Origin of the sequence: Alteribacter natronophilus (assembly GCF_006007885.1) — a bacterium.
GTDB lineage: Bacteria > Bacillota > Bacilli > Bacillales > Salisediminibacteriaceae > Alteribacter > Alteribacter natronophilus.
The window spans coordinates 147,137-169,344 of record NZ_VCRO01000005.1 but is presented as its reverse complement, the minus strand read 5'-3'; the positions used below and the strand labels follow the sequence as shown (position 1 = coordinate 169,344).

At 50.7% G+C, this 22,208-nt stretch carries 20 protein-coding genes; 15 read left to right on the top strand and 5 right to left on the bottom strand.

Annotated elements, in window-relative coordinates; all coding sequences use genetic code 11:
- Nucleotides 1-5 precede the first annotated feature (5 nt).
- From FGB90_RS15940 to FGB90_RS15910, 7 genes are all read left to right on the top strand, one after another.
- Nucleotides 6-1,487 carry a hypothetical protein gene (locus FGB90_RS15940; RefSeq protein ID WP_138811850.1) on the top strand — a complete coding sequence of 494 codons (1,482 nt, stop codon included), beginning with the start codon at nucleotides 6-8 and terminating at the stop codon, nucleotides 1,485-1,487.
- A gap of 25 nt (nucleotides 1,488-1,512) precedes the next feature.
- The gene (locus FGB90_RS15935) at nucleotides 1,513-2,028 is read left to right on the top strand and encodes a hypothetical protein (protein WP_138811849.1); all 516 of its coding nucleotides are present in this window, start codon (nucleotides 1,513-1,515) and stop codon (nucleotides 2,026-2,028) included.
- A gap of 201 nt (nucleotides 2,029-2,229) precedes the next feature.
- Nucleotides 2,230-2,661, top strand: a complete 432-nt coding sequence (locus FGB90_RS15930) for a DUF1284 domain-containing protein (RefSeq protein ID WP_138811848.1) — start codon at nucleotides 2,230-2,232, stop codon at nucleotides 2,659-2,661.
- Complete coding sequence (locus FGB90_RS15925) at nucleotides 2,661-2,984, top strand: thioredoxin family protein (protein WP_171051875.1); 324 nt, start codon at nucleotides 2,661-2,663, stop codon at nucleotides 2,982-2,984. Before FGB90_RS15930 ends, FGB90_RS15925 begins: the two co-directional genes overlap by 1 nt.
- A gap of 69 nt (nucleotides 2,985-3,053) precedes the next feature.
- Nucleotides 3,054-4,148 carry a nitric oxide synthase oxygenase gene (locus tag FGB90_RS15920; protein WP_138811846.1) on the top strand — a complete coding sequence of 365 codons (1,095 nt, stop codon included), beginning with the start codon at nucleotides 3,054-3,056 and terminating at the stop codon, nucleotides 4,146-4,148.
- A gap of 240 nt (nucleotides 4,149-4,388) precedes the next feature.
- Complete coding sequence (locus tag FGB90_RS15915) at nucleotides 4,389-7,079, top strand: Eco57I restriction-modification methylase domain-containing protein (protein WP_138811845.1); 2,691 nt, start codon at nucleotides 4,389-4,391, stop codon at nucleotides 7,077-7,079.
- A 53-nt stretch (nucleotides 7,080-7,132) separates the two neighbouring features.
- Nucleotides 7,133-8,113 (top strand): NAD(P)/FAD-dependent oxidoreductase, encoded by a 981-nt coding sequence (locus tag FGB90_RS15910; protein WP_171051874.1) that lies wholly within the window; start codon nucleotides 7,133-7,135, stop codon nucleotides 8,111-8,113.
- A 71-nt stretch (nucleotides 8,114-8,184) separates the two neighbouring features.
- On the opposite strand, the gene FGB90_RS19770 is transcribed toward FGB90_RS15910, so the two are convergent.
- Nucleotides 8,185-8,328 carry a hypothetical protein gene (locus FGB90_RS19770; RefSeq protein ID WP_171051873.1) on the bottom strand — a complete coding sequence of 48 codons (144 nt, stop codon included), beginning with the start codon at nucleotides 8,326-8,328 and terminating at the stop codon, nucleotides 8,185-8,187.
- Nucleotides 8,329-8,480: 152 nt separating this feature from the next.
- Here FGB90_RS19770 and FGB90_RS15905 point away from each other — a divergent pair, with 152 nt between their 5' ends.
- From FGB90_RS15905 to nhaC, 3 genes are all read left to right on the top strand, one after another.
- A complete protein-coding gene (locus tag FGB90_RS15905) occupies nucleotides 8,481-9,077 on the top strand; it encodes a carbonic anhydrase (protein ID WP_138811843.1) in 597 nt (198 codons plus the stop codon).
- Between the two features lie 24 nt (nucleotides 9,078-9,101).
- Nucleotides 9,102-9,668, top strand: coding sequence for a class I SAM-dependent methyltransferase (locus FGB90_RS15900; RefSeq protein WP_138811842.1), 567 nt, complete (start codon nucleotides 9,102-9,104; stop codon nucleotides 9,666-9,668).
- A 692-nt stretch (nucleotides 9,669-10,360) separates the two neighbouring features.
- Nucleotides 10,361-11,830 (top strand): Na+/H+ antiporter NhaC, encoded by a 1,470-nt coding sequence (gene nhaC, locus FGB90_RS15895; RefSeq protein WP_138811841.1) that lies wholly within the window; start codon nucleotides 10,361-10,363, stop codon nucleotides 11,828-11,830.
- Nucleotides 11,831-12,150: 320 nt separating this feature from the next.
- Here the strand turns inward: nhaC and mreBH are convergent, their stop codons facing one another.
- Complete coding sequence (gene mreBH, locus FGB90_RS15890) at nucleotides 12,151-13,158, bottom strand: rod-share determining protein MreBH (RefSeq protein WP_138811840.1); 1,008 nt, start codon at nucleotides 13,156-13,158, stop codon at nucleotides 12,151-12,153.
- Nucleotides 13,159-13,440: 282 nt separating this feature from the next.
- On the opposite strand from mreBH, the gene FGB90_RS15885 reads away from it, so the two are divergent.
- Nucleotides 13,441-14,604 (top strand): acyl-CoA dehydrogenase family protein, encoded by a 1,164-nt coding sequence (locus tag FGB90_RS15885; protein ID WP_138811839.1) that lies wholly within the window; start codon nucleotides 13,441-13,443, stop codon nucleotides 14,602-14,604.
- Between the two features lie 26 nt (nucleotides 14,605-14,630).
- Here FGB90_RS15885 and FGB90_RS15880 read toward each other — a convergent pair whose 3' ends face one another.
- Both FGB90_RS15880 and FGB90_RS15875 read right to left on the bottom strand, forming a co-directional pair.
- Nucleotides 14,631-16,229, bottom strand: a complete 1,599-nt coding sequence (locus FGB90_RS15880) for an alkaline phosphatase family protein (protein WP_138811838.1) — start codon at nucleotides 16,227-16,229, stop codon at nucleotides 14,631-14,633.
- 367 nt (nucleotides 16,230-16,596) lie between these two features.
- On the bottom strand, nucleotides 16,597-16,938 hold the full coding sequence (locus tag FGB90_RS15875) for a DUF3221 domain-containing protein (RefSeq protein ID WP_138811837.1): 342 nt from the start codon (nucleotides 16,936-16,938) through the stop codon (nucleotides 16,597-16,599).
- Between the two features lie 114 nt (nucleotides 16,939-17,052).
- Between FGB90_RS15875 and FGB90_RS15870 the strand changes: the two genes are divergently transcribed.
- Nucleotides 17,053-17,703: an MOSC domain-containing protein gene (locus tag FGB90_RS15870; RefSeq protein ID WP_246056216.1), complete on the top strand. Its 651-nt coding sequence runs from the start codon at nucleotides 17,053-17,055 to the stop codon at nucleotides 17,701-17,703.
- 211 nt (nucleotides 17,704-17,914) lie between these two features.
- On the opposite strand, the gene FGB90_RS15865 is transcribed toward FGB90_RS15870, so the two are convergent.
- The gene (locus tag FGB90_RS15865; RefSeq protein ID WP_138811835.1) at nucleotides 17,915-19,141 is read right to left on the bottom strand and encodes a NupC/NupG family nucleoside CNT transporter; all 1,227 of its coding nucleotides are present in this window, start codon (nucleotides 19,139-19,141) and stop codon (nucleotides 17,915-17,917) included.
- Nucleotides 19,142-19,344: 203 nt separating this feature from the next.
- Between FGB90_RS15865 and FGB90_RS15860 the strand changes: the two genes are divergently transcribed.
- From FGB90_RS15860 to FGB90_RS15850, 3 genes are all read left to right on the top strand, one after another.
- Nucleotides 19,345-19,635, top strand: coding sequence for a YhdT family protein (locus FGB90_RS15860; RefSeq protein WP_138811834.1), 291 nt, complete (start codon nucleotides 19,345-19,347; stop codon nucleotides 19,633-19,635).
- Nucleotides 19,632-21,077, top strand: coding sequence for a sodium/pantothenate symporter (gene panF / locus FGB90_RS15855; protein WP_138811833.1), 1,446 nt, complete (start codon nucleotides 19,632-19,634; stop codon nucleotides 21,075-21,077). Before FGB90_RS15860 ends, panF begins: the two co-directional genes overlap by 4 nt.
- Before the next feature lie 104 nt (nucleotides 21,078-21,181).
- A complete protein-coding gene (locus tag FGB90_RS15850) occupies nucleotides 21,182-22,159 on the top strand; it encodes a DUF4003 family protein (RefSeq protein WP_138811832.1) in 978 nt (325 codons plus the stop codon).
- Nucleotides 22,160-22,208: the final 49 nt, after the last annotated feature.

Here is a 22,208-nt window from a genome sequence, read left to right as displayed (position 1 = left end):
ATTTTATGAATGGACCCGGTATGGACGTGGAACTGATCCCGCCCTGGTCAGAAAAACCAGCGAAGAAGCTAAAAAGGGAATTTAAGCAGAAAAAGCTCCCTCTTTTACCTGTAGTCCAGTCGCTTCCTGTAACAGTGGATGGTGTAAGGTATGTTGCAGTCGGCAGTGCCAGGGACGGCGCTTGTTACTTTACCATGTTTGAAGTTTATACAGAAGCAGGGGAACAAGTGGAAAACCGGCATACAGCCGAAACGGTCCACAGAAGGCTGTCGGTATATTACCTTTCCTACATGCTTTCTTTAGCAGCTGAACGGCATGAGCGTGTCATTCTCTCCAGTTCGAGCTCTGATCGTCTCAGAGCAAACCTTGAGGTGTCTTTCCCTGAAAAAACGGACGTTATAGAAGCGTTTGAGCGTCTGCACCAAGGGCAGGGTTCCTATAACTATGCAAAAGCATCTGAAATCAGGTCGGCAGCTGAAAGGATTTCAGATTCTTATGAGATAGGAGGCAGAGATGGGGAGATCCTTGAGCAGTACTTTGCAGATATGGAAGAAGACCTTATTGCAAGAATGAAGCTTCTTTATAGATTGCCTGCCTATCATGCCGATGATATGGGCCGGGACGAAGACTTCAGGGTATGGATGAAGAATGTAAGTGAGGAAATCGTCCATACACGAACGATGATACACCTGTTCAGTGATCTTGTGGAAGGGGATGTTTCAGGAAGCGGCAGTTTCCCATCCATAGTGGAATCTCATTATCTTTATCATAAATGTCAGGAACCGCATTCCCCCGTCCGACTTACAAATACGGAAAGCAGAGTATACGGGATTTTTAAGCTTTTAATGGAGTTATCGAAAAAAGTAATCATACCATTATGTATTATTCTGTTTTTTGTAACAGGGTTCAATTTCTTCACATTAATCTACCCTTCTTTGTTTTTCCTGCTGTACTATCCTGTTTATAAAGGGATGGTGTCCAGATTAAGTCTGAATACCAGGCAAAGGTACGGTGAATACGCAAGACAGATTAATCCCGATCGTGGCCAGACAGGCATGCGGGAGTTTACTGTAACGGGAAACAGTATAAGTGAGAGTGCTTTCTTTTTGATTGTTGCTGGCGCATTTCTCACCTATCCTTTTATAAATGTCTATCTTCAGGACAACCCGTGGACAAGTTTTGAAAGAAATCTCATTATTATTGGTATCATCATTGTTGTGTTTTCCTACTCTTACCCTTATATGAGAATGAGCAGAAGGAAAATAGTATTTAAGGACGAGTACGTTGTTTATAATAAAGACCGCCAGTGGCCACATGAAATGAAATTAATTCATTGGAATCCAGCAGGAAAGACGCTTAAGATTAATGTTCGGGGAGACACTGAATTTATTTTCAGCTTAACCAGCACTGAAGCCGAAAAAGTGATACCAAAGGTGGAAACCTGGGCGGAACGTAACAGGGTTCCCTTTGTAAACTCTGAGAAATAACCTGAAGTGTAAGGAGAAAAAACTAATGAAGAAAATGATTATCCCGGCTGCCGTGCTGATTCTGTCAGGTTGCGGGGCTCAGGGAACAGTGCAGCAGGAATACAATGATTTCTGGGCATTTCATGATGAATATGACCCTTATGAAGAGTTTCGTTTATTGGTGGATCAAATGTTTGTCGACGTGGAAGATGAAGAAACCATCGAATCAACCTACTATGCTATCATGGATGCTTTTGAGGAAGCTTATGAGAATAACAGTAGTTTTAATTTTGAGAGCGAAGAAATGGAAACTATTAATCACTATTACATCCGGTCACTTGAGAAGTTTCAGGAAAGCGTCATGATCTTTGAGAATGACCTGGACCTGGTGGCGGCAGACGCCCCCCCGGAGGAGCTGACAGATGAGTTCTCCGACCTGACAGGTGAAGCAGCTGCTTACCAGGCACAAAAAATATCTGCAGAAATTGAGTATGGCCTTCTCGATGACGAGGATGTAACTGAAGGAATGCAGAATCTGATTGATCAGTTTATGCCTGAATAGAGTCTGCAGGTGAGGTATTAGCTGATTGAAGAAGCGGAACAACATATTAATCAGGCATCCTATTATCAAGCGGAAAAGCAGATGGCGAAAGCAAATAAGGTTTCGTTTAACACATTTAAAACACAACAAACCTCCCTCACAGGCATAACCGGTATGTTAACATCATAACTATAATAGTTAACAATACTGGGGGCGCTGCGAATGGGAGAAAGACAGCTGAGAGGGCATCACCTCCTCTGCGTGCACGGTTTTCAGGGGATGGGGTACAGCCCGGGGTTTGTAAAACGAATGGATGAGATTGTGACTCAGATCAGAGATGAAGATCAGGATTTTGGCATCCGGGTGCTGGTGGATCTTGACGACGCCTGCCAGGTGTGTCCTCACAATGGAGGGACGCACTGCGCAGCGAGCCCGGGGTCAGATGCCCATGTAAAGGGGCTCGATACACGGGCGGTAGAGCATCTGAAGCTTAAGCCGGGGAAACTGTATCGGAAAAGCAAGCTCGTGGAATGGACAGCAAGGATGGTAAAACCGGACGATCTGGACCATATCTGCAGAGGATGCAGCTGGCTTTCACACGGGGTGTGCAAGGCAGGGATCGAAAAGCTCAATCAGGAATGGAGAGAAAAATAATGACTTTTGAACAGGTGACTTCCTTTGAACAGATGCTCGGGCGGCTGGAGGAACATACACAGGTCATTGTGCTGCTGAAATCACGCAGCTGCAGTGTCTGTGAAGCGGTGGAAACGCAGGCGCTGGAGTTTTCGGCAGCTTTTCCGGATGTTCACTTTGCCGGAGTGCAGCTTGAGGATGTTCCGGAAATCAGAGGGCAGTGGACGGTGTTTTCAGCTCCGACGATTCTCTTTTTTTACCACGGAAAAGAAGTATGGCGCGGATCGCGGTTTATCAGCTGGGACGAGCTCGGTGCGGCAGTGGAACGGACACTCGGGAGGTGACGTATCTCTTTTCCACGGTAAACAATTTCGGGTATACTTGGGGGAGCATGCAGGAACGGTGGAGATTGGATGAACAGCAGTGAAGCAGTGTATGATGCAGCGGAAGCGTTCGTACAGCAGTGCTACAGTGAACTGAATAAAGAGACAGAGATTCCTGTACGCCTTGGGGAAATAAAAGAGGAAATTCGGCAAACGGGGTCGTATACCCATACATTGGAAGAACTTTCTCACGGGGCGAAGATGGCGTGGCGGAACAGCAACCGCTGCATCGGCCGTTTTTTCTGGCAGACGCTTGATGTGTTTGATGCCCGGAAACTGACGACAGCGGAAGAAGTGTTTTACGCCCTGTGCCGTCATATTGAATATGCAACCAACGGCGGTAGGATTCTGCCCACGATCACGGTTTTTGCCCAGCAAAAAGAGGGGGAACAGGACCGGATCCGGCTCTGGAATCATCAGCTTCTCCGATACGCAGGATACGAAACTGAAGACGGAGTGATCGGGGACCCATGGTCGATTGCATTCACCCGGCAATGTGAAGCTCTCGGCTGGCGCGGGAAAGGGACCGATTACGACCTCCTTCCTCTTGTCATACAGGTGGATGGGGGCGAGGCGGAATGGTTTGATATCCCGGGGGAAATCGTGATGGAAGTGCCGATCCGGCATCCGGAAAACGCCGCTGTCGCCGACTTGAACGTGAAGTGGTACGGCGTGCCGATCATTTCCGATATGCGGATGGAAATCGGCGGCATCGACTATCCGGCAGCGCCGTTTAACGGCTGGTACATGGAAACGGAGATCGGTGCCCGAAACCTGGCCGACACGGACCGGTACGATCTGCTTCCGAAAGTGGCGTCCTTGTTTGAGCTGGATACGTCGAGAGCCTCAACGCTGTGGAAGGACCGGGCTCTGGTGGAGCTAAACAGGGCGGTGATTCATTCCTTCAAGGAAGACGGTGTCAGCATCGTTGACCACCATACGGCAGCCGAGCAGTTCCGCCAGTTTGAGATGAGGGAACAGGAAGCTGGAAGGAAGCTGACCGGGGACTGGACGTGGCTCATTCCTCCTGTCTCGCCGGCAGCCACACATGTTTTTCACAAACAGTATAAAGATGAGGTCATCACACCGAACTACCACTACCAGGAGAAGCCTTACAGCGGATAAGGCTTCTTTTTTAAATTGAAAATAAGCTGGGGAGCATGAGCGGATTTGTAGATATTTTATTTGGTTTTTAATCTGTGGGATTTGGTGATTAGTAATTTTATTTGGTTTTTAATCCAGGGGATTTAGTCGTTAATTTTTTTATTCAGCGTTTAGCTTCAAAAAACGAACCGAATTGGCTTGAACCTGCACCAGCGTGAATGAAAACAATACCAGCCGAGCGACGAAAAAGGAGCGGACCGGATGAACCTGAAAAAGATGAGGATGGCATCGGAACAGGTGAGGGAACTGTTTATTATGCAGGGAATTGAACAGGAGCTGTGGGGGGAGTTTTTCCTGCGGGGATCGGTTCTTTTTTATGCGCGGGAAAAAGGGTTTTACGATGGCGGTGAAAGCGGACTGGCCTGGCTTGAGCGGGAGCTTCCCAGTGCTTTTAATCACCTTGGCCGGGCGGAGGCCGATCGTTTTGCCGGTATGGAAAACCTCCTTACGACAGTTTTCATACGTCACCTCGGCGAAAAGACACTCAAAAGTCCCGGGGAGCTTGGGGAGCTGTACGAGGCGTTTTTATACGAGGACAAGACGCGGATCTACAGGCATATCAGAAACAGCGGCAAACTGACAGCGGAAGATCTCCCGGCTGCAACCCAGCTGTTTACGCCCCGGTGGCTTGCCTCGTACATGGCTGAGAATACGATCGGGACGTGGTGGCTTACGGTTAAACCTGACTCCGTGTTGAATGAGGAAATGCCTTATCTTTTAAAAACGGGGTGCAGGGGAAAATCCTATTTCTCACTAAAGGACATGACGGTGCTTGATCCTGCCTGCGGCTCAGGGCAGCTTCTCCTGGCTGCGTTCGATCTTCTGTTCCGCATTTACCTGGAAAGAGGGGAGAGTAGCGGCACAATCACCGAAACGATTATCAGAGATCACCTTCACGGATGGGATATAGACGCCCGGATTCTCCAGCTTGCAAAAGCCTCCCTGCTTCTAAGGGGCAGAGAACTTTCCGGGGCGTTCTGCAGATCCCCTGACTGGAGCGGATTCCGGAATGTGGCCGCTGAAGAACATGGCTCACTGGCTGGCAAAAACCAGGGCAGAACCGGGTATGCCGTTGTTCTGGCAAATCCCCCCTACATGGGAACGAAGGCGATGAGCCCGGAGCTGAAAATATTTCTCAAAAAGATGTATCCGGACACCCATTACGACCTGTATGCGGCATTTATGGAGCGCGTGTTTGACCTCACGCGTGACGGGGGCTGGTCTGCGTGTCTTGCACAGCAGTCGTGGATGTATCTGAAAAGCTATGAGCGCCTTCGGAGGAGGATTCTGAAGGAGAGACAGGTGCAATCCCTTCTTCACCTTGGGACGGGTGCTTTCGATACCATCAGCGGGGAAGTCGTGCAGACCGCCGCCTGGGTCATGCGCGCCGTGAAGCCGTGTTCCGGAGAGACCCCTTTTTATGATCTGACAGACGGGAAACACGGCCGTATAAAAGAAGAGATGTTTCTGCTCGGAAGCGGGAGGCACGATCGTGATCAGGCTTTGTTTGACGACCTGCCCGGGGCAGCGTTCAGTTACAGCGTCCGCCGGGAAGTGGCACGGGCGTTCATTCACTTTCCCTCTATGAGTGAGACTGCCCTTGTGAGAAAAGGGATGTTTACAGGAAATAACAGGCATTTTCTGCGGAAATGGTATGAAGTGCCGGCGCACCTGATCGGGCGCGACTTCTCCTCCCTTGAGGAAGCTTTGTCGTCAGACTGCTGCTGGTTTCCGGTAAAAAAAGGCGGGCCGTTCCGGCGGTGGAGCGGTAACGGTGACTGGGTGCTGCGGCTGGACCGTGACAGTTACGCACAAATTGCTTCGGCTAAAGGCCACCGCTCACCGAAGCTTTATTTTTCGCCTGCAGTCACCTGGTCTAAAGTGACCACAAAGGACTTGTCCTGCCGGTACGCTCCGTCAGGGTTTATCAACAACGATGCGAGTATGGCTGTCTATGAAAAGGAAGTTCCGCTTCTTTATCTCACTGCTCTTCTCAACAGCAGTTCGGCGAATGTGCTCCTGCGTACGGTGAGCGCCACGCTCAATTACAGCGGCGGAGACCTCGGCAAAATGCCTGTTGCTCTGCCCGGGAAGCTGGAACTGAATTCGGTGACGGGACTTGTGCGGCAGAATATCGGACTTACACAGTGGGAGGAGCGCTTCCGGGAAACGTCCCCGGATTTTACCGGGCACCCGGTGTTGACTTTCGCCGAGCCCGGTGCGGAGCTGAACTCGGTATACCGCGCCTATGCTGCCGCTGTGGAACAAAAGCGGGCGCAGCTGGCACATAATGAAGACATCCTGAACCGCTTTTTTGCGAAGAAGTACGGGTTTACGGATTTTGTCCCGGTAACCCCTGAGGAAAATCTCCTCAGCATCAGAAAGCCCTGTCCGGTCCAATTTGCCTCAGGCCTGATTTCGTTTGTCCTGGGCGTGTGTTTCGGGAGATGGCGCGTGCCCGGCCAAGAGCCGGCAGCAGCAGTCTGTCTTGCCGATCGGGGCGGTTTACTCGTCCGTCTGGTCAGGGAGTATCTCGGCACACTGGGCGTGAGTAACTCACTGGAATGGCTGGCAAATACGCTTGGAAGCAGTCGGGGCAAAACTGTGGACGAAGCCGTTGCCCGGTATATAGAAAAGAAGTTTTACTCTGACCATCTGAAAGTGTATGAACGTCGTCCGATTTACTGGCCTGTCCAGAACGGGGACACTATGATCTGGTTTTACTACCAGGGGCTGAAGGGAGCAGCGTCTGCCGAGCTGGAAGCAGAAGGCTGTCCCTCCCCGCTGGCAAAAGCGGTGTCAGGCTTATTGAAGCCGGACGAAGACGATATTCCGGCCTCTATCGAAAGGTTCCGTGCAGCAGTCCAGGAGGGTGAGAAAGCGGGCGTTTGACAGAGGGAGCCAGGGGTATAGATTGATCAGGAAAAAATAAGGATGTGTGTGATTTGATATATGATGCGGTAATTATTGGCGGCGGACTCACAGGAGTGATGGCAGCCCGAAAGCTGAAAGAACGCGGGATTTCCAGGGTGCTCGTTGTGGATAAAGGAAAAAGTACAGGCGGAAGAATGGCCACAAGACGGATAGGCAGCGGCCGGGCCGATCACGGTGCCCAGTTTTTCACAGTAAGGACGGACAGAATGAAATCTCTCACAGAAGAATGGCTCAGAAAAGGCTGGGTGAGCGAATGGTTCCGCGACCCGTACCCCCGGTATGTCGCACAGGAGGGAATGAATCGCCTCGTCAGGCATCTGGCAGAGGAGGTTAATACTGAGCTGTATACGAAGGTGCTTGAGGTCAATCAGACGGAGGGGGGATATACGGTTTCAGGAGAGCAGGACGGAAAGGCAGTCCAATTTCAGAGCAGATCCGTCATCGTGACGGCCCCTGTTCCCCAGGCCCTTGATATGACAGCGGGTATCTCCCTTTTTCCTGAAGCGGAAGATACACTGAAAAAGATGCACTACTGGCCTAGTCTCGTGCTGCTTGTTTCTCTTGACGGCCCGTCTGGAATAGGGGAGCCGGGCCTTCTTAAAACGGATCTGCCGGAAGAGGTCGATACGGTTGCCGATAACCGGCAGAAAGGGATTTCACAGGTAACGATCGTAAGTATTTATGCGAGTGGGCCATGGTCGGAACAGCATTTTGATCTTGCAGATGAGGATGTGACTGAGCGGCTCATGAAGATCGGCAGGCGGTGGTTTGATCCGGAGAGCGTCACAGGGGTCCAGCTGAAAAGGTGGCGATATGCAGAAGTGAAACAGACGCACCGGGAAGGGTTTATTGATGGGGGCAGGAGTGATTCCCTTGTATTTGCAGGCGATGCCTTCATCACAGAGGAGGACAAAACAGACCGTTCCCGGGTGGAAAGTGCTGTGCTGTCAGGACTGGCAGCCGGCGAGTATACGGCTCGCCGGCTCAAATAAGAAGCGGCGTTCCGGACTTAATGGAACGCCGCTCTTTCAGCTGTGATGTTTATTGACGTACCTCTGGACATTCACCCGCTTTCGTGGCGGAAAAACTGAAAAATGATCCAGAGCAGGCCGAGCACGATGAGAACCTGGACGAAGCCGCCGATCACACTTAATAGGATGGCGACAGCCCAGAAAAGAAGAAGCAGGCTGAGCAGCCGTCCTGCCATGATGACCCCTCCGTAAAAAGACTGATACTAAAAGTATATGACCGTACGCCATGTCTGCTTCCGCTCTTGTCCATGATGAGACGTCAGGCTTTAAATTCGCCTCGTTAGGTGTATAATTTACGTGTACAGACTAAAATGAGGTGATGACTGACATGGACATTGAGGATCTGAAACGAAAGAACATAAACTTTAGGAAGAAGTGGCTCGATACAGATCCGAGTTACTTCGAGAAACTGCAGCAGGGGCAGGACCCTGATTTTCTTGTCCTCGCATGCAGTGACTCACGCGTAGGTCCGACCACGGTAACTGAGATGGAACCGGGCCATATGTTTATCCACCGCAACGTGGCAAACCAGGTTGTGGAGGGCGATGAAAGTTTTGCAGCAGGACTGTATTATGCCCTCGTACATCTGAAGGTGAAATACATCTTAATTAACGGCCATACGAACTGCGGTGGTGTACAGGCTGCCTGGGAAAATAATGACGAGGAAGGCCTTCAGGGCTGGCTCAAATACGTAAAGGACAGCATGCCGGAGCGCGGCGCCACGACTGAGGAATGGACACCTGAAAAACTTTCCAAATTTAATGTCATGGTCCAGATGAAGCGTCTGCAGAAGCATCCGGTGTATCAGAAGCATGGAGAAGGTGTACAGATCATCGGGGCACTGTTTGACCTGAAAACAGGAAATCTTGATGTGTTCGATCCGGAAAATCTTACCGAAGAAGAACGGGAAATGCTCGGTTATTAAGCGGACGTGAAGGAGAGGGCAAGTATGACTGACAAGCGTTTTGACCCGGCAAAAGCCGACCGGCTGCTCAGCAGGGAGAGGCAGGAACTGATTAACCCCCAGGGCATTGTGGAACTGCTTGATCTCCGCGACGGGGATACGGCTGCGGACATTGGAGCCGGAAACGGCTTCTTTACACTGCCGCTTGCACAGCAGACGTCCGGTGAGGTCTATGCGGTTGATATTGAGCCTGAAATGCTCGGCCTGCTTGGGATCCGGCTCATGGAAGCCGGAATCGAAAATGCAGGCATGATTGAAGCACCGATGGAGGATATTACTCTCCCGGACGAGTGCGTAAATGGCCTGGTGGCAGGTTTTGTCGTGCATGAGTCTGACGACAGAATGCTCGCTTTTTCCGAGATGAAACGCCTGCTTAAGCCTGGCGGAACGGCGGCTGTTTCCGAATGGAAAAAGGAATCATTCACTATGGGGCCGCCGGAGCACGAGCGGATTGAGTCTGATATCATCCGCCGGGAAATGACAGAGGCGGGTTTTCATGATGTAACCGTACATATGAAAGACAGGATCTATACTGTCACCGGGAAAAAGTAACCGGTTAGCGGCTTTCTTCAGTTGAAGAGGGCCGTTTTTTCGTTGTTGGTTCTGCCAGGATGGCGGCACGAGTCAGGGGAGTTTAAAAAGGTTGTTTTCGTAAAGGCTGTTGCTTTTACAAGAAATTAAATAGAGCGAAAGGCGGCGACTCCAGCGGGGAGAGCAGGAGCAGAAGACCCCACAGGGTGCTTTTCCCGAGGAGGCTGAAGCCCTGCCCGCGGAAAGCGTCCGCCTGAAGCGGTATAAAACAACAATATTTCCGAAAAGAAAAAAACACTGTTGACACACCCATAAACCTGTACTATCCTTTTAATTAGCAGCAGATACTTTATCGCTTAAAAGCGTTTAAGTGATTAAGTGGCGTTTGAACGCAAAAACAACAAGAGCATACATCAGGCCGTATGAAAGCGGAGTAGCGCGTGTCCGGGCAGCATAAAGAGACTGGATGGAAGCTGAAAATCCAGGCAGGATATAGCAGTGAATTACACTTTCAACGCACGAAACGGCCGGAAAAGAAGTGGACCGGAGCACAGAGCTGAGACGAGATGAGCAGGCAGAGGAAGTGCCAGGAAGCAGGAGCAGATCCGGTCAATTAGGGTGGTACCGCGGAGCTTTTCCGTCCCTAACAGGGATGGAGAAGCTTTTTTTTGCGTTCCCGCCTAAGAAACATAAAAGAAAAGGAGGAGTTCAGGATGGTTGAAGAACAGAAAAACACAGCAAGGAAAAATGAAACAGAGCCGCGAGTATCCGGATGGGAAGCGGCCGGCATTATGACAGCAATGCTGCTCGTAATTGGGGTGTCCCTTCTCTATCTGGATGCCCAGCCTCACTCAGCCGTTTTCTCCGCCATCGTGCTCCTCGTCATTTACAATATGGTTAAAAGACAGCCATGGAAGCTGATTGAAGAAGGTATCGTAAAAGGGGTTCGAACAGGGATTCTGCCGGTCATCATTTTCATGCTGATCGGGGTGCTGATTGCAGCGTGGATGCAGGCAGGTACAATTCCAACGCTGATTGCGTTCAGTTTCGAAGTGATCTCCACAGAGTATTTCCTGCCCAGTGTGTTTGTTGTGACTGCGGTTGTCGGTATGGCTGTGGGAAGTTCCTTTACGACAGCTTCCACAATCGGGATCGCATTTATGGCTCTTGCAGGCATTCTCGGTATGGATCTGGCAATGACGGCAGGAGCGGTGGTTTCAGGAGCGCTCCTCGGCGACAAGATGAGCCCACTGTCCGATACAACCAACCTCGCTTCATCGGTAACGAAAACGGATCTTTTTGAGCATATCCGCCACATGATGTGGACCGCGATTCCGGCGTTTATCATCAGTCTTGTACTCTTCTTTATCATCGGAAGAGCGCAGGGGACAGCACAAACGTCTGAAGTGAACGAGTGGATCGGCGCCATGTCCGAGGCGACTCACGTCCACTGGATTGCGCTCATACCGGCTGCTGTTATGGCGGTGCTGGCAATACGGAAGACACCGGCAATTCCGACAATGCTCGCAGGGATTGGAGCCGGCTTTGTGATGGCAGTCATCCAGGACGGCCAGCTCAACATGGGCCACTGGATGGTTCTCATTCAGGATGGTTTCACCGCCTCCACAGGAAATGGCGACATTGATGAGCTCCTGACCCGCGGCGGTATTCAGGGAATGATGTGGGCCGTATCCATCCTCGTTCTGGCTCTGGCCATGGGCGGGATTCTTTCCAGCCTCCGTATAATTGAAACACTGTTTGATCGGATTCAGAGCTGGGTTAATACCCGGGGAAAAGTGGTTCTCTCCACAACCCTTTCAGCGATCGGGATCAACGTGAGCATGGGTGAGCAGTACATGAGTGTTGTTCTTACCGGGGAAGCGTACGCCAAACAGTTCAGAAAGCTCGGACTAAAAGGCCGCCACCTTTCCAAAACGCTTGAAGCAGGAGGAACAGTCATTAATCCGCTCATTCCTTACGGGGTAAGCGGGGTATTTATGACAAGTGTGCTCGGTGTACCGGTTCTCAGCTTTCTCCCGTTTGCATTTTTCTGCCTGATCTGTCCGATCATTACGATCATCTACGGTTTTACAGGCATCAGTATGAATGACGGCGGTGGTCCGGCCGAAGCCCAGTCTGAAGAAAAAGGCGACTCAGAGGAAAAAGTGCAGCAGTATGCGTAAACAAACAGCCCGGAAGATGTCCGTTGAGACATTTTCCGGGCTGTTTTAAAGGGTCTTCTTTGATTAAGATAAGGCTGGGACATATGTAAAGTGTTTTGATGAGAATCTTAACAAAAAGCTGACAAGCGGATGTAATATTCGCCGACTCCTGCGGGAGGAAAAGCGCAGGTGAGACCCCGCAGTGCGAAGCACGCGGAGGCTCAGCCGCTTCCCGCGGAAAGCGGCGTATATTTCAGGAGCGATTTACCTGCGCCGCATATTGATTGTTCGGATTTTCGTCTGAGAAAACACTTCTATCCCAGCCTCTTCATCCAAAGGAACTATCTCGCTGCCTTCTGCAGTTTATGAATCACGTTCAGGGATCTGCCTGTTCCGATTGCAACTGCTTCAAGCGGATTTGGGGCAATGTGTACAGGTACAACGATTTCCTCACTAAGCCACTCCTGAATGCCGTTAAGCAGGGCACCGCCACCTGTAAGGATGACACCGCGGTCCACGATATCTCCGCTCAGTTCCGGAGGACAGTTTTCAAGAGTCACGCGAATCGCTTCAAGAATACTGAGTAGGGAATCTTTAATGGCACCCTGGATTTCAGGAGAACGCAGGGTGATTGTTTTCGGGAGACCGGTTACGAGGTCACGTCCCCGTATGTCCATTGTTTTTTCCTCGTGATCCGTAAGGGCATAAGCGATGTTTATTTTAATTTCCTCTGCAGTACGTTCTCCAATGAGGAGGTTATAGTGCTTTCGTACATAATGAACGATGTGCTCATCCATCTGGTCACCGCCGACACGGATGGAGTTACAGGACACAACGCCGCCAAAGGAGATGATAGCCACTTCTGTCGTACCGCCCCCGATATCCACTACTACGTTTGCAATCGGCTCTTCAACCGGCAGGTCAGCACCGATCGCCGCGGCTACAGGTTCCTCGATAAGATCAACATGCTTTGCCCCGCAGTTTTTCACAGCATCATGGATGGCGCGCCGCTCAACGGAAGTGGAGCCGGACGGTGTACAAACGACAACACTCGGTTTCCTGACGGAGAAGCCGAGCTTTTTACTCACTTTGCGCATAATTTCCTTCAACATGTCCGTGGTGACCTGATAGTCGGCAATGACGCCGTCTTTCATTGGACGAATTGCAACGATATTTTCCGGCGTTTTACCCACCATGTTTTTTGCGTCATTTCCGATCGCAAGTACGCTTTTTGTCTGAAGATCGATGGCAACGACTGATGGTTCATTGAGTACAATTCCCTTGTTCTTTGTATATACTAGAATATTGGCTGTACCAAGGTCGATTCCGATTTGTGTGTTAGAAAACATTAAAAAATCCCCCATACGTTTAATTGACGTTTATTATAAACTTTCTTGTACAGTAACAGATTTGTAGGGGTTAAAACGCGCTTAAATTATGGAAAAATGTCAGAGATCGTGTCATTTCCCGGGAAAAGAAGAGAGATTTCCCACTAATTTGCAGTAGAATAAAAACGTGGAAGTACCAGGCGGCCGTAAAGCAGAACGGTAGCACAATCCCGAGTTATTCGATATGATTTAATCAGAGAAAACCGTTATCCGGAAATAATAATACAGAAAGCAGGTGCACGGATGCAGGACTTGTTTTTTCATACAGATGGACAGCTGAAACGAAATGAAAAGCTTGAGGCACTCCTTCCGGCATTTAAGGAACGGGCAGACGAGTATGACCGTAACGCTCGATTCCCCTTCGATAATTTTGGCGATCTGAAAGAAGCAGGTTTTTTCAGTCTGACTGTTCCAGAGCAGTACGGAGGTCAGGGGGCAGGATTGTATGACTATCTTCTTGTCCAGGAAAAAATTGCGGAAGGAGACGCTGCGACTGCCCTCAGCCTCGGCTGGCACAATGGTCTCGTGATGCAGCTGAGGGATACGGGGAAATGGGAATCGGACACGTTTGAAGCCATGTGCCGGGAAATTGCCGAAAAAGGTGTACTCATGAACAGTGCGGCAACCGAGCCTGCCACCGGAAGTCCGGCCAGGGGAGGAAAACCGGAAACAACAGCCGTTCGTCTTCCGGGAGGCGGCTTTGAAATTACCGGTAAAAAAACCTTTACTTCACTGGCACCGATACTCGACTACTTTATCGTGACGGCTACAGTAGAGGAGACCGGGGAAACGGGGGAATTTAAAATCCCCCGTGACAGTGAAGGGCTGAGCATAGAAGAAACGTGGGATACGCTAGGGATGAGAGCGACACGGAGCGATGACCTGATTCTCGACCGTGTGAAAATTGGTGAGGCGGACTGGGTGGCAAAACGGCAGCCGGGTCACGGAAGAGGGCCCCAGGGCTGGCTTCTTCACATCCCCGCCTGTTATCTTGGGACGGCTAAAGCAGCAAGAAACGACGCTGTTGCTTTTGCAGAGACGTATCAGCCGAACAGTCTGGATCACCCCATTAGCCAGGTTCCTGAAGTAAGGCGTAAAACTGCCGAAATGGATTTAAAACTTATGCAGGCACGGCATTTTATGTACCATGTTGCAAAGCTGTGGGATGATTACCCGGATCGCCGGAGTGAACTGGGAGGTGAGCTTGCCGCCGTGAAAACGACGGCTACGAACCTTGCCGTGGAAGTGGTGGATCTCGCCATGCGCATCGTCGGCGGGCAGAGCCTGATGAAGAGCAGACCGTTTGAGCGCTATTACCGCGATGTACGGGCCGGTCTGCACAACCCTCCCTCGGACGATATAACCGTCAATGTACTGGCTTCTAAAGCCTTTCCGAAAAATAAATAAAATACAAAGAAGGAACAGGGAGACAATCAGTCCCCTGTTCCCTTTGTGCTGCTTTCGGGAAATAAATCAAGGATGTAGTCTTTCAGATCGGAAATCCTGCTGTGCTCCGGGCGCTTGTCCGTTCCTGCAATAATAATGGCTGCAAGTGTGTCGGTCTTATAGAGTCCACCATGTTCCCCGCCGCCTTCATGCATTTCAATCCCCTCGCTTTTAAAGGAATGTTCCGGAACTGCAGCAAGGACGACTTTTGGAGTAGGGTGGCTGTAGAGGGCCCCGTGGAGCTGGTTCAGCACATCAGGGAATTCATCGTACTTGATTTTTTTCGTATCAGCATCCGTTTTAATCGAGACGATCTCACTATTCCCTTCAACGGACCACCTCTGGTTGTAGCGGTCAGTCCAATCCCCGTTCTTTTTAAACCTGAACTCACCTTCGTGGTAAGGACTGATAACGGTGATCATATCTCCGTCTCTCCAGGCGGAGAGGGCAATTCTCTGGTCGTTTACAGCATGTTCAGCAAGGGTTTCGGTCAGGCCCTGATGATGTACATCGTACACATAAGTCATCCGCTGGTTAATCCCGAAGGCAATATCCCCATTTGTCACGTTTTCGCCGAGGGGGGCCACAGTGTAGCCGCTGTAGAGTTCGTCCAGGTCTATTGCAAGTTCATCCTCTTCCTCATGGAGCTGATCCTGACCGTGATCACCGATGATGATAAATATATTGTCCTCAAGGGCTTCCTCCCATGAAGGGTAGGTGTTCAGCATCTCCTGAATATACTCATCTGCTTTTTCAATCCCGCGGATATAGTGAGGACCGTGTTTATGTGTCCGTTTATCATTGTCAGGCAGAAAAGCGAGAGTGAAATCCGGCAGACTGTCACGGGCCATCAGCCGCGTCAGAACTTCGGTTGTATTCTGGTCCACAAGTCCCCCGCGGTTAAACACGCCATCGGTAAAAGGCTCGTCTTCCAGGGTTTCGGCTTTTTTTATACGGCCGAAAGTAAGCAGATCCGGCGCCTTTGTGGTGATCGTTTCAGGAAGTCTGGTGACCTGTTCCGCAAGAAAGGGAACGTGCAGTTCCTTTTCACTGTTTCCCCGGTAGGTGAGTATATTCACCGATCCCGATTTAAAACCGCGCTGATCCAGGTCTTCAAACACCGTAGTGACTTCCCGGCTCAGATGGGTGTTATTCAGATTATACAGAGTATCCCATGCTCCCTCGGCAATACCGTTTCTTACCCAGTACTCAATCGTGGTTCCGTAATTGACCATCCTGTCTTCATCTTCATCGTACCATGTGAGGCCGGGTACTTTATGGCGGTCAGGCGGTTCACCTGTAATAAGGGAACTCTCTATTGTTACGGACATGCTCGGGAACGGGGCCACAAGCTCCTTATCGTAATATCCGTTTTTAATCAGGAACTCCATCCCGGGAATGGTGCCTTTCTCGATGGCTGAATCAACAGCAGAACCCATCAGGGAATCAAGGATAATGAGGATCACATTTTTTCCGTCGTAAGAGGAGGCGAGGGCGCCGGGTTCAGTCATGTTCTGGCCCTGCGGTTGCTGGCAGGATGTAAGAAAAAGAAAAACCAGCAGTATTACATTAAACTTCTTCATCATCCATCCTCCTCCCGAATTCCCTGCCTGAATGCAGAGTTTGTTCCTGGGATTATGTTTCCTTAAACAGAAGGGGTTGATTCACAGCGGCAAAGAAAAGTGGCTGGGAGAGAAGTATTTTTACAGACGAAAACCCGAACAACCAATATGCGGTGCAGGTAGATCGCTCCTGAAATATTCGCCGCTTTCCGCGGGAAGCGGCTGAGCCTCCGCGTGCTTCGCACTGCGGTGTCTCACCTGCGCTTTTCCTCCCGCAGGAGTCGGCGAATATTTCATCCGCTTATCAGCTTTTTGTTCGGATTCTAATCTAAACACTTTCCTTAAGTCCCAGCCTCGCGAAATGACACTGGTTCCCACACTAAAGTGCCCTTTACTCTTCAATCACTTTTATTTTGACCGCTTCGCCCTGGGCAGGGTAACTTTCCGCAATCTCATCTGCCCATACCTGGACGAGGGTGCCGTTTTCATAAACCGAAGGATCCTCGATACCACTGAACCAGTAGGCGGCCCCGGCTCCGCCATCGAGGATGGTTTCGCCGTCAATTTCTTCAGCCTCGTCCCGGCTGATGCCGCTCACTACGAGGATACTGCTGTCATCCCTGTCGACCACTCTTCCTTCCACCACCGGTTCCCCGTAACGATCCGTGCTGTCATTTCCCGTTCCGCAGGCACCGAGCAGGAGCAGCATCATCAAACCCAATAAAATTTTCATGGTCCACCCCCAAAATGAAATTACTGCTAATTATATACACTGACGCTTTGTATCATTTGTTGTTTCACAGGTGAAGGTATAAAATGGAACAAAATGCTGAAAGGGGCGCTGAAGGTGCTGAAAGGGACTGTTCATTCCCTCAACAGGGGGAGACCAAAAGTGATTGCCGGAACCGGGGACAAGGCGGTGGAGTCCGCCATCGAAAAAAAGCCGACTGAGGATAAAGTATATCTGGAAAAAGAGACTCTCCAGGGGGATGAAGTTGCAGACAAAATCCATCATGGCGGTCCCGATCAGGCTGTCTGTGTTTACCCGATGGAACACTTTGCATACTGGGAGAAAAAGACGGGCAAGCCATTCAAGCCCGGGGCTTTCGGAGAAAATGTAACGGTGACAGGTCTCCTGGAGGAGGATGTGTGTATCGGCGATACGTTCCTTTGGGGAGAAGCTGTCGTGCAGGTAAGCCAGCCCCGTCATCCGTGCTACAAACTGGCCAAGAGGCACGACATTACAAAGCTGCCTTTGTTTGTTCAGGAAAGCGGCTATTCCGGTTATTACTTCCGGGTACTTAAGGAAGGTTACGTGTCAAAGAACGACGAGCTTATCTTTAAGGAGCGCTATACAGACACCTCAATTAGAATCGTAAACCGCCTTAACTTTCAGGAAGCGGACAACCGTGAAGGCCTGGAACAGCTTGCCGCATTGCCCCACCTTTCTGAAGGCTGGCGGGAAAACGTCCAGAAGAAACTTGCGAAGCTGAGTTAACGTAAGGGCTGTTTTAAATGTGTATGGAGCGAAAGGCGACGACTCCAGCGGGAAAACAGGAGCAGAAGACCCCGCAGGGCGACCTTTCCCGAGGAGGCTGAGGCCCTGCCCGCGGAAAGAGCCCGCCTGCAGCGTCGTCAAAAAACCACATTTAAAAAGAGCAAATAAAAAAACGTACCACCTCAACAGGCGGTACGTTTCTTTTATTAAATTAGAACGACAGCATGATCCCGGCAATAGCGGCACTGAGAAGAGACGCGAGCATACCGCCTGCAACAGCACGCACACCCATGCGTGCAATGTCCTTACGTCGTTCCGGCGCAAGCTTTCCAAGTCCGCCGAGAAGGATCCCGAGAGAGGAAAGGTTGGCAAAACCGCAAAGAGCAAATGTTACGATCGCGACTGTCTTCGGAGTAAGCTCGTCCATCGTTTCAGCGAAGGACAGGTACGCTACGAACTCGTTAAGCACGAGCTTCTGTCCGATAAATCCACCGGCAGCAACCGCTTCCTGAATCGGTACACCGATTGCAACGGCGAGTGGAGCAAACACAAATCCGAGAATCTGTTCAATCGTAAGGTTCTCTGCACCAAACGGCGTTCCAATAAGGGAAATCAGTCCATTGACAAGGGCGATCAGGGCGATAAACGCGATAAGCATCGCACCGATGTTCAGAGCAAGCTGGAGACCAACACTTGCCCCGCGCGCAGCAGCGTCAATGACGTTCGCAGATTCCGTGTCTTTTCCAAGCTCAAGGTTCTCATCTGAACGCTCGGACGTATCGGCTGTTTCCGGAATCATCATTTTCGCCATGATCAGACCGGCAGGTGCGGCCATGAAGCTTGCCGCAAGAAGGAACTCAAGCGGTACCCCGAGGAGGGAGTAACCGATCAGTACAGAACCGGCAACCGAAGCCAGTCCTCCGGTCATAACCGCGAAAAGCTCGGAATTCGTCATTTTCCCAATGTAGGGTTTAACAACGAGCGGTGCCTCTGTCTGGCCGAGGAAAATGTTTGCCGCAGCAGACATGGACTCCGTTTTACTTGTGGCAAGAACTTTTTCAAGAAAGCCACCGACAATTTTAACTACCCACTGCATAATACCGATGTAGTAAAGAACCGAAATCAAAGCAGAGAAGAAGATGATAACCGGCAGAACTTCGAATGCGAAGATAAAGCCGATGTTTTCACCTTCAAAAATGCCTCCAAATACGAAGTCGACCCCTTCCATGGCGAAGTCGATGATGCTGGAGACCGCAAGCGTAAACTGCTGCAGAGCAGCCCGTCCGAGATCCCACTGCAGTACAATAAATGCAAAGGTGATCTGGATGGCGAGACCAGCAAGGATCGTTCTCGGTTTGATTGCTTTACGGTTTGTAGAAAAAAGGTAAGCAATACCGAGGACAACAATAATACCGAAAATACCCCATAAAATATCCATGTCGTACACTCCTTGTTGTATAATGCTAACTACGTGTCCGTACATAAATGCAAACGCTCTTATAATAACGTTTACAAAAGTACGTTTTTTATGAACGGAAATAAGGACACAGCAAGAATCGTACCAAATTTGCATGCCTTGTGAAACCGTTTTATCAAAAAAAATCTAATGATGTCGAATTATTTCTGAAGGAGGGACCAATTATGGAAAACAACGGTATTGATCTGCACTCAGACCCCCGTTACAGGATCGCAAACCGTGAAGCCGTAATCGGGGTTGTACTTGTGATTATCAATTTTGTCTGGTGGTACGGATTCGCCTATGGTCTCGGTTCGGCACCGCCTGAGGAATATACATTTGTCTTCGGCCTGCCGGCCTGGTTTTTCTGGAGCTGCGTGGCCGGCTTTCTCCTGATGGTTATTCTTGTTACGGCAGTGGTGAAATTTGCATTTACCGATGTCTCCTTTGACGAAGAAGAGGAGGAGAGCCGATGAACACGTCTGTGATTGTTTCATTAGCCGCCTTTCTCGTTCTGATTTTCGCAATAGGGATCTGGTCCTCCCGTAATGTGAACAGAAAAGGGAGCGGCTTTCTTCAGGAGTATTTTCTGGGGAGCCGTGAGCTCGGCGGATTTATTCTGGCCATGACGATGATCGCAACCTATGGCAGTGCCTCAAGTTTTATCGGCGGACCCGGTGTGGCGTATACAGAAGGACTCGGCTGGGTTCTCCTGGCAATGGCACAGGTCGCTACCGGCTACTTTGTCCTGATGGTGCTTGGCAAAAAATTTGCGATTATGGCCCGGAAGTACAATGCCGTTACCCTTGTCGATTTTTTGAAGCACAGATACAACAGTAAGGCCGTCGTTCTTTTCTCGGCTTTCAGTATCATTATCTTTCTTTTTTCTGCGATGGCTGCCCAGTGGGTGGGCGGCGCGAGGCTCATTGAATCTCTAACCGGCCTTACATATACGTCGGCGCTGTTCATTTTTGCTGTGGCAGTGCTGATTTATGTCATACTGGGCGGTTTCAGGGCAGTGGTGGTCACAGATACCGTCCAGGGAGTGGTGATGGTTTTCGGAACGCTGGTCATCCTGATCGGCACAATCATTGCCGGCGGCGGGATTACAAACATCATGAATGATCTGATGGCGGAAAACCCGAACCTTGTGACGCCCTTTGGGGCAGAGGGGAACCTGACACCTGCTTATGTATCCTCTTTCTGGATTCTCGTCGGAGTGGGGGTCGTGGCACTTCCGCAGGTAACAGTGAGGGCGATGTCGTACAGGAACAGTCAGGCGATGCACCGGGCCCTGATTGTCGGCACGATCGTCGTCGGTTTCATTATGCTCGGGATGCACCTGATCGGCGTTTTTGCCCGGCCGATTCTCCCCGGTGTGGAAACAGGCGACCACGTGATGCCGATGATTGCCATGGAAGTTCTCCCTGCCTGGGTGGCCGGAATCGTACTGGCAGCACCTCTCGCAGCGATTATGTCGACTGTGGACTCCCTGCTGCTGATTGTCAGCTCAGCGGTCGTAAGAGATGTGTATATGAACTACATCAAACCTGATGCAACTGTGAAGCGGGTCAAGCAGGTAAGCTTCGGCGTCACAGCGGTTCTCGGAGTACTTGTCTTCGCCCTTGCACTCAGCCCTCCCGATCTTCTCATTTGGCTGAACCTGTTTGCGTTCGGCGGTCTCGAAGCGGCGTTTATCTGGCCTGTCATCTTCGGTCTTTACTGGAACCGGGCCAACAAATACGGTGCCATTCTATCGATGGCCGCAGGCGTCCTGTCCTATGTTGTCATCCATCAGTTCTACCCGGATCCGTTCGGTATGCACTCTGTCGTGCTGCCGGTGGTACTTTCGTTTGTCTGCTTCGTAGTGGGGAGTCTCCTCACTCAGGGACGGACGGACGCAGCACTTCACACATAATCGACCGAGGTCCGTTCCTTCCCGGAGCGGGCTTCTTTCGTTGTCCGGAACCTTTTTCCCGCTGCATTCGTAATACAGATAACGATAATTGTGGAGGAGATACGATGACGACGATTCAGGAAAAAGTACATTTACTAGCTGACAACGAACCTGCCGTGAAAAAGGCAACCGCCTGGAGCGGCATGGAAACGAAAAACCGCCTCCTCCTTGCCTCCATGTACGCCAACCGGGAAGAGAGGCTCGAGGCCGCACGCCTCCGCGATCTCGCCGACTGGATTAAAGGGGAGGTGGGAATGTGGTCGTACATGCGGACGAACTTCCGCTACACTGCTGCGGCCAATCTCGATTTATATACCGGGAACCCGAAGGAAGCGTTCCAGGACATGATGACTATGTACGACGCGCTCATCTCATCCGGTTTCAACCGCTCCAACTCCACTTACCTGGCAGCCATGACTGTCGTTTCCCATCCGGAAAAAACAGAGCCTGAGAAACTTGCCGACCGGGCGATGCAGCTCTATAAAGTCATCCGCAGCAGGCATCCGTTTCTCACGGGAGAAAACGACTATCCATTAATCGTTCTTCTCGCTGCCATGAGAACGGACTCGCCGGAAGAGCTGAGCACCGAGCTGTCAAACACCTACAGAGCTCTCTCTGACTGGGGATTCAGAAAAGGGAACGATCTGCAGGGACTTACCCACGTTCTGTCACTGGATGATGCATTTACCCATGAAGAACGCCTGGATAAAATAAAAAGCCTCTGTAAAGCCTGGGAAGAGCAGATTCACAGAGTCAAACCTGCCGTATACAGCGAACTCGGTCTTCTCGCACTTCGCGGAGCAGTGCCTGAAGACATACGGACTGTAAAAAAAGCCGGCGATGCGATCCTGGAAATTCCGTCCTTCCGCTGGCAGAAAGACCTTGCCTGGCAGATCGGCGTTCAGTTCACCGCTGCAGCGGACCTTGCCGACTCACCGCTCAAAGGTCATATGCTCTCCACTCTCGCCATGCTCCAGCAGGCCGACACCGCCATCATGCTCACCACCATCGGCGCCGTCACGGTCACCACCTCCGGAAATTGAATCCCGCAGCCGCTCTGCATTCAGGCAGGGCGGTGTTTTAACCCCTGGG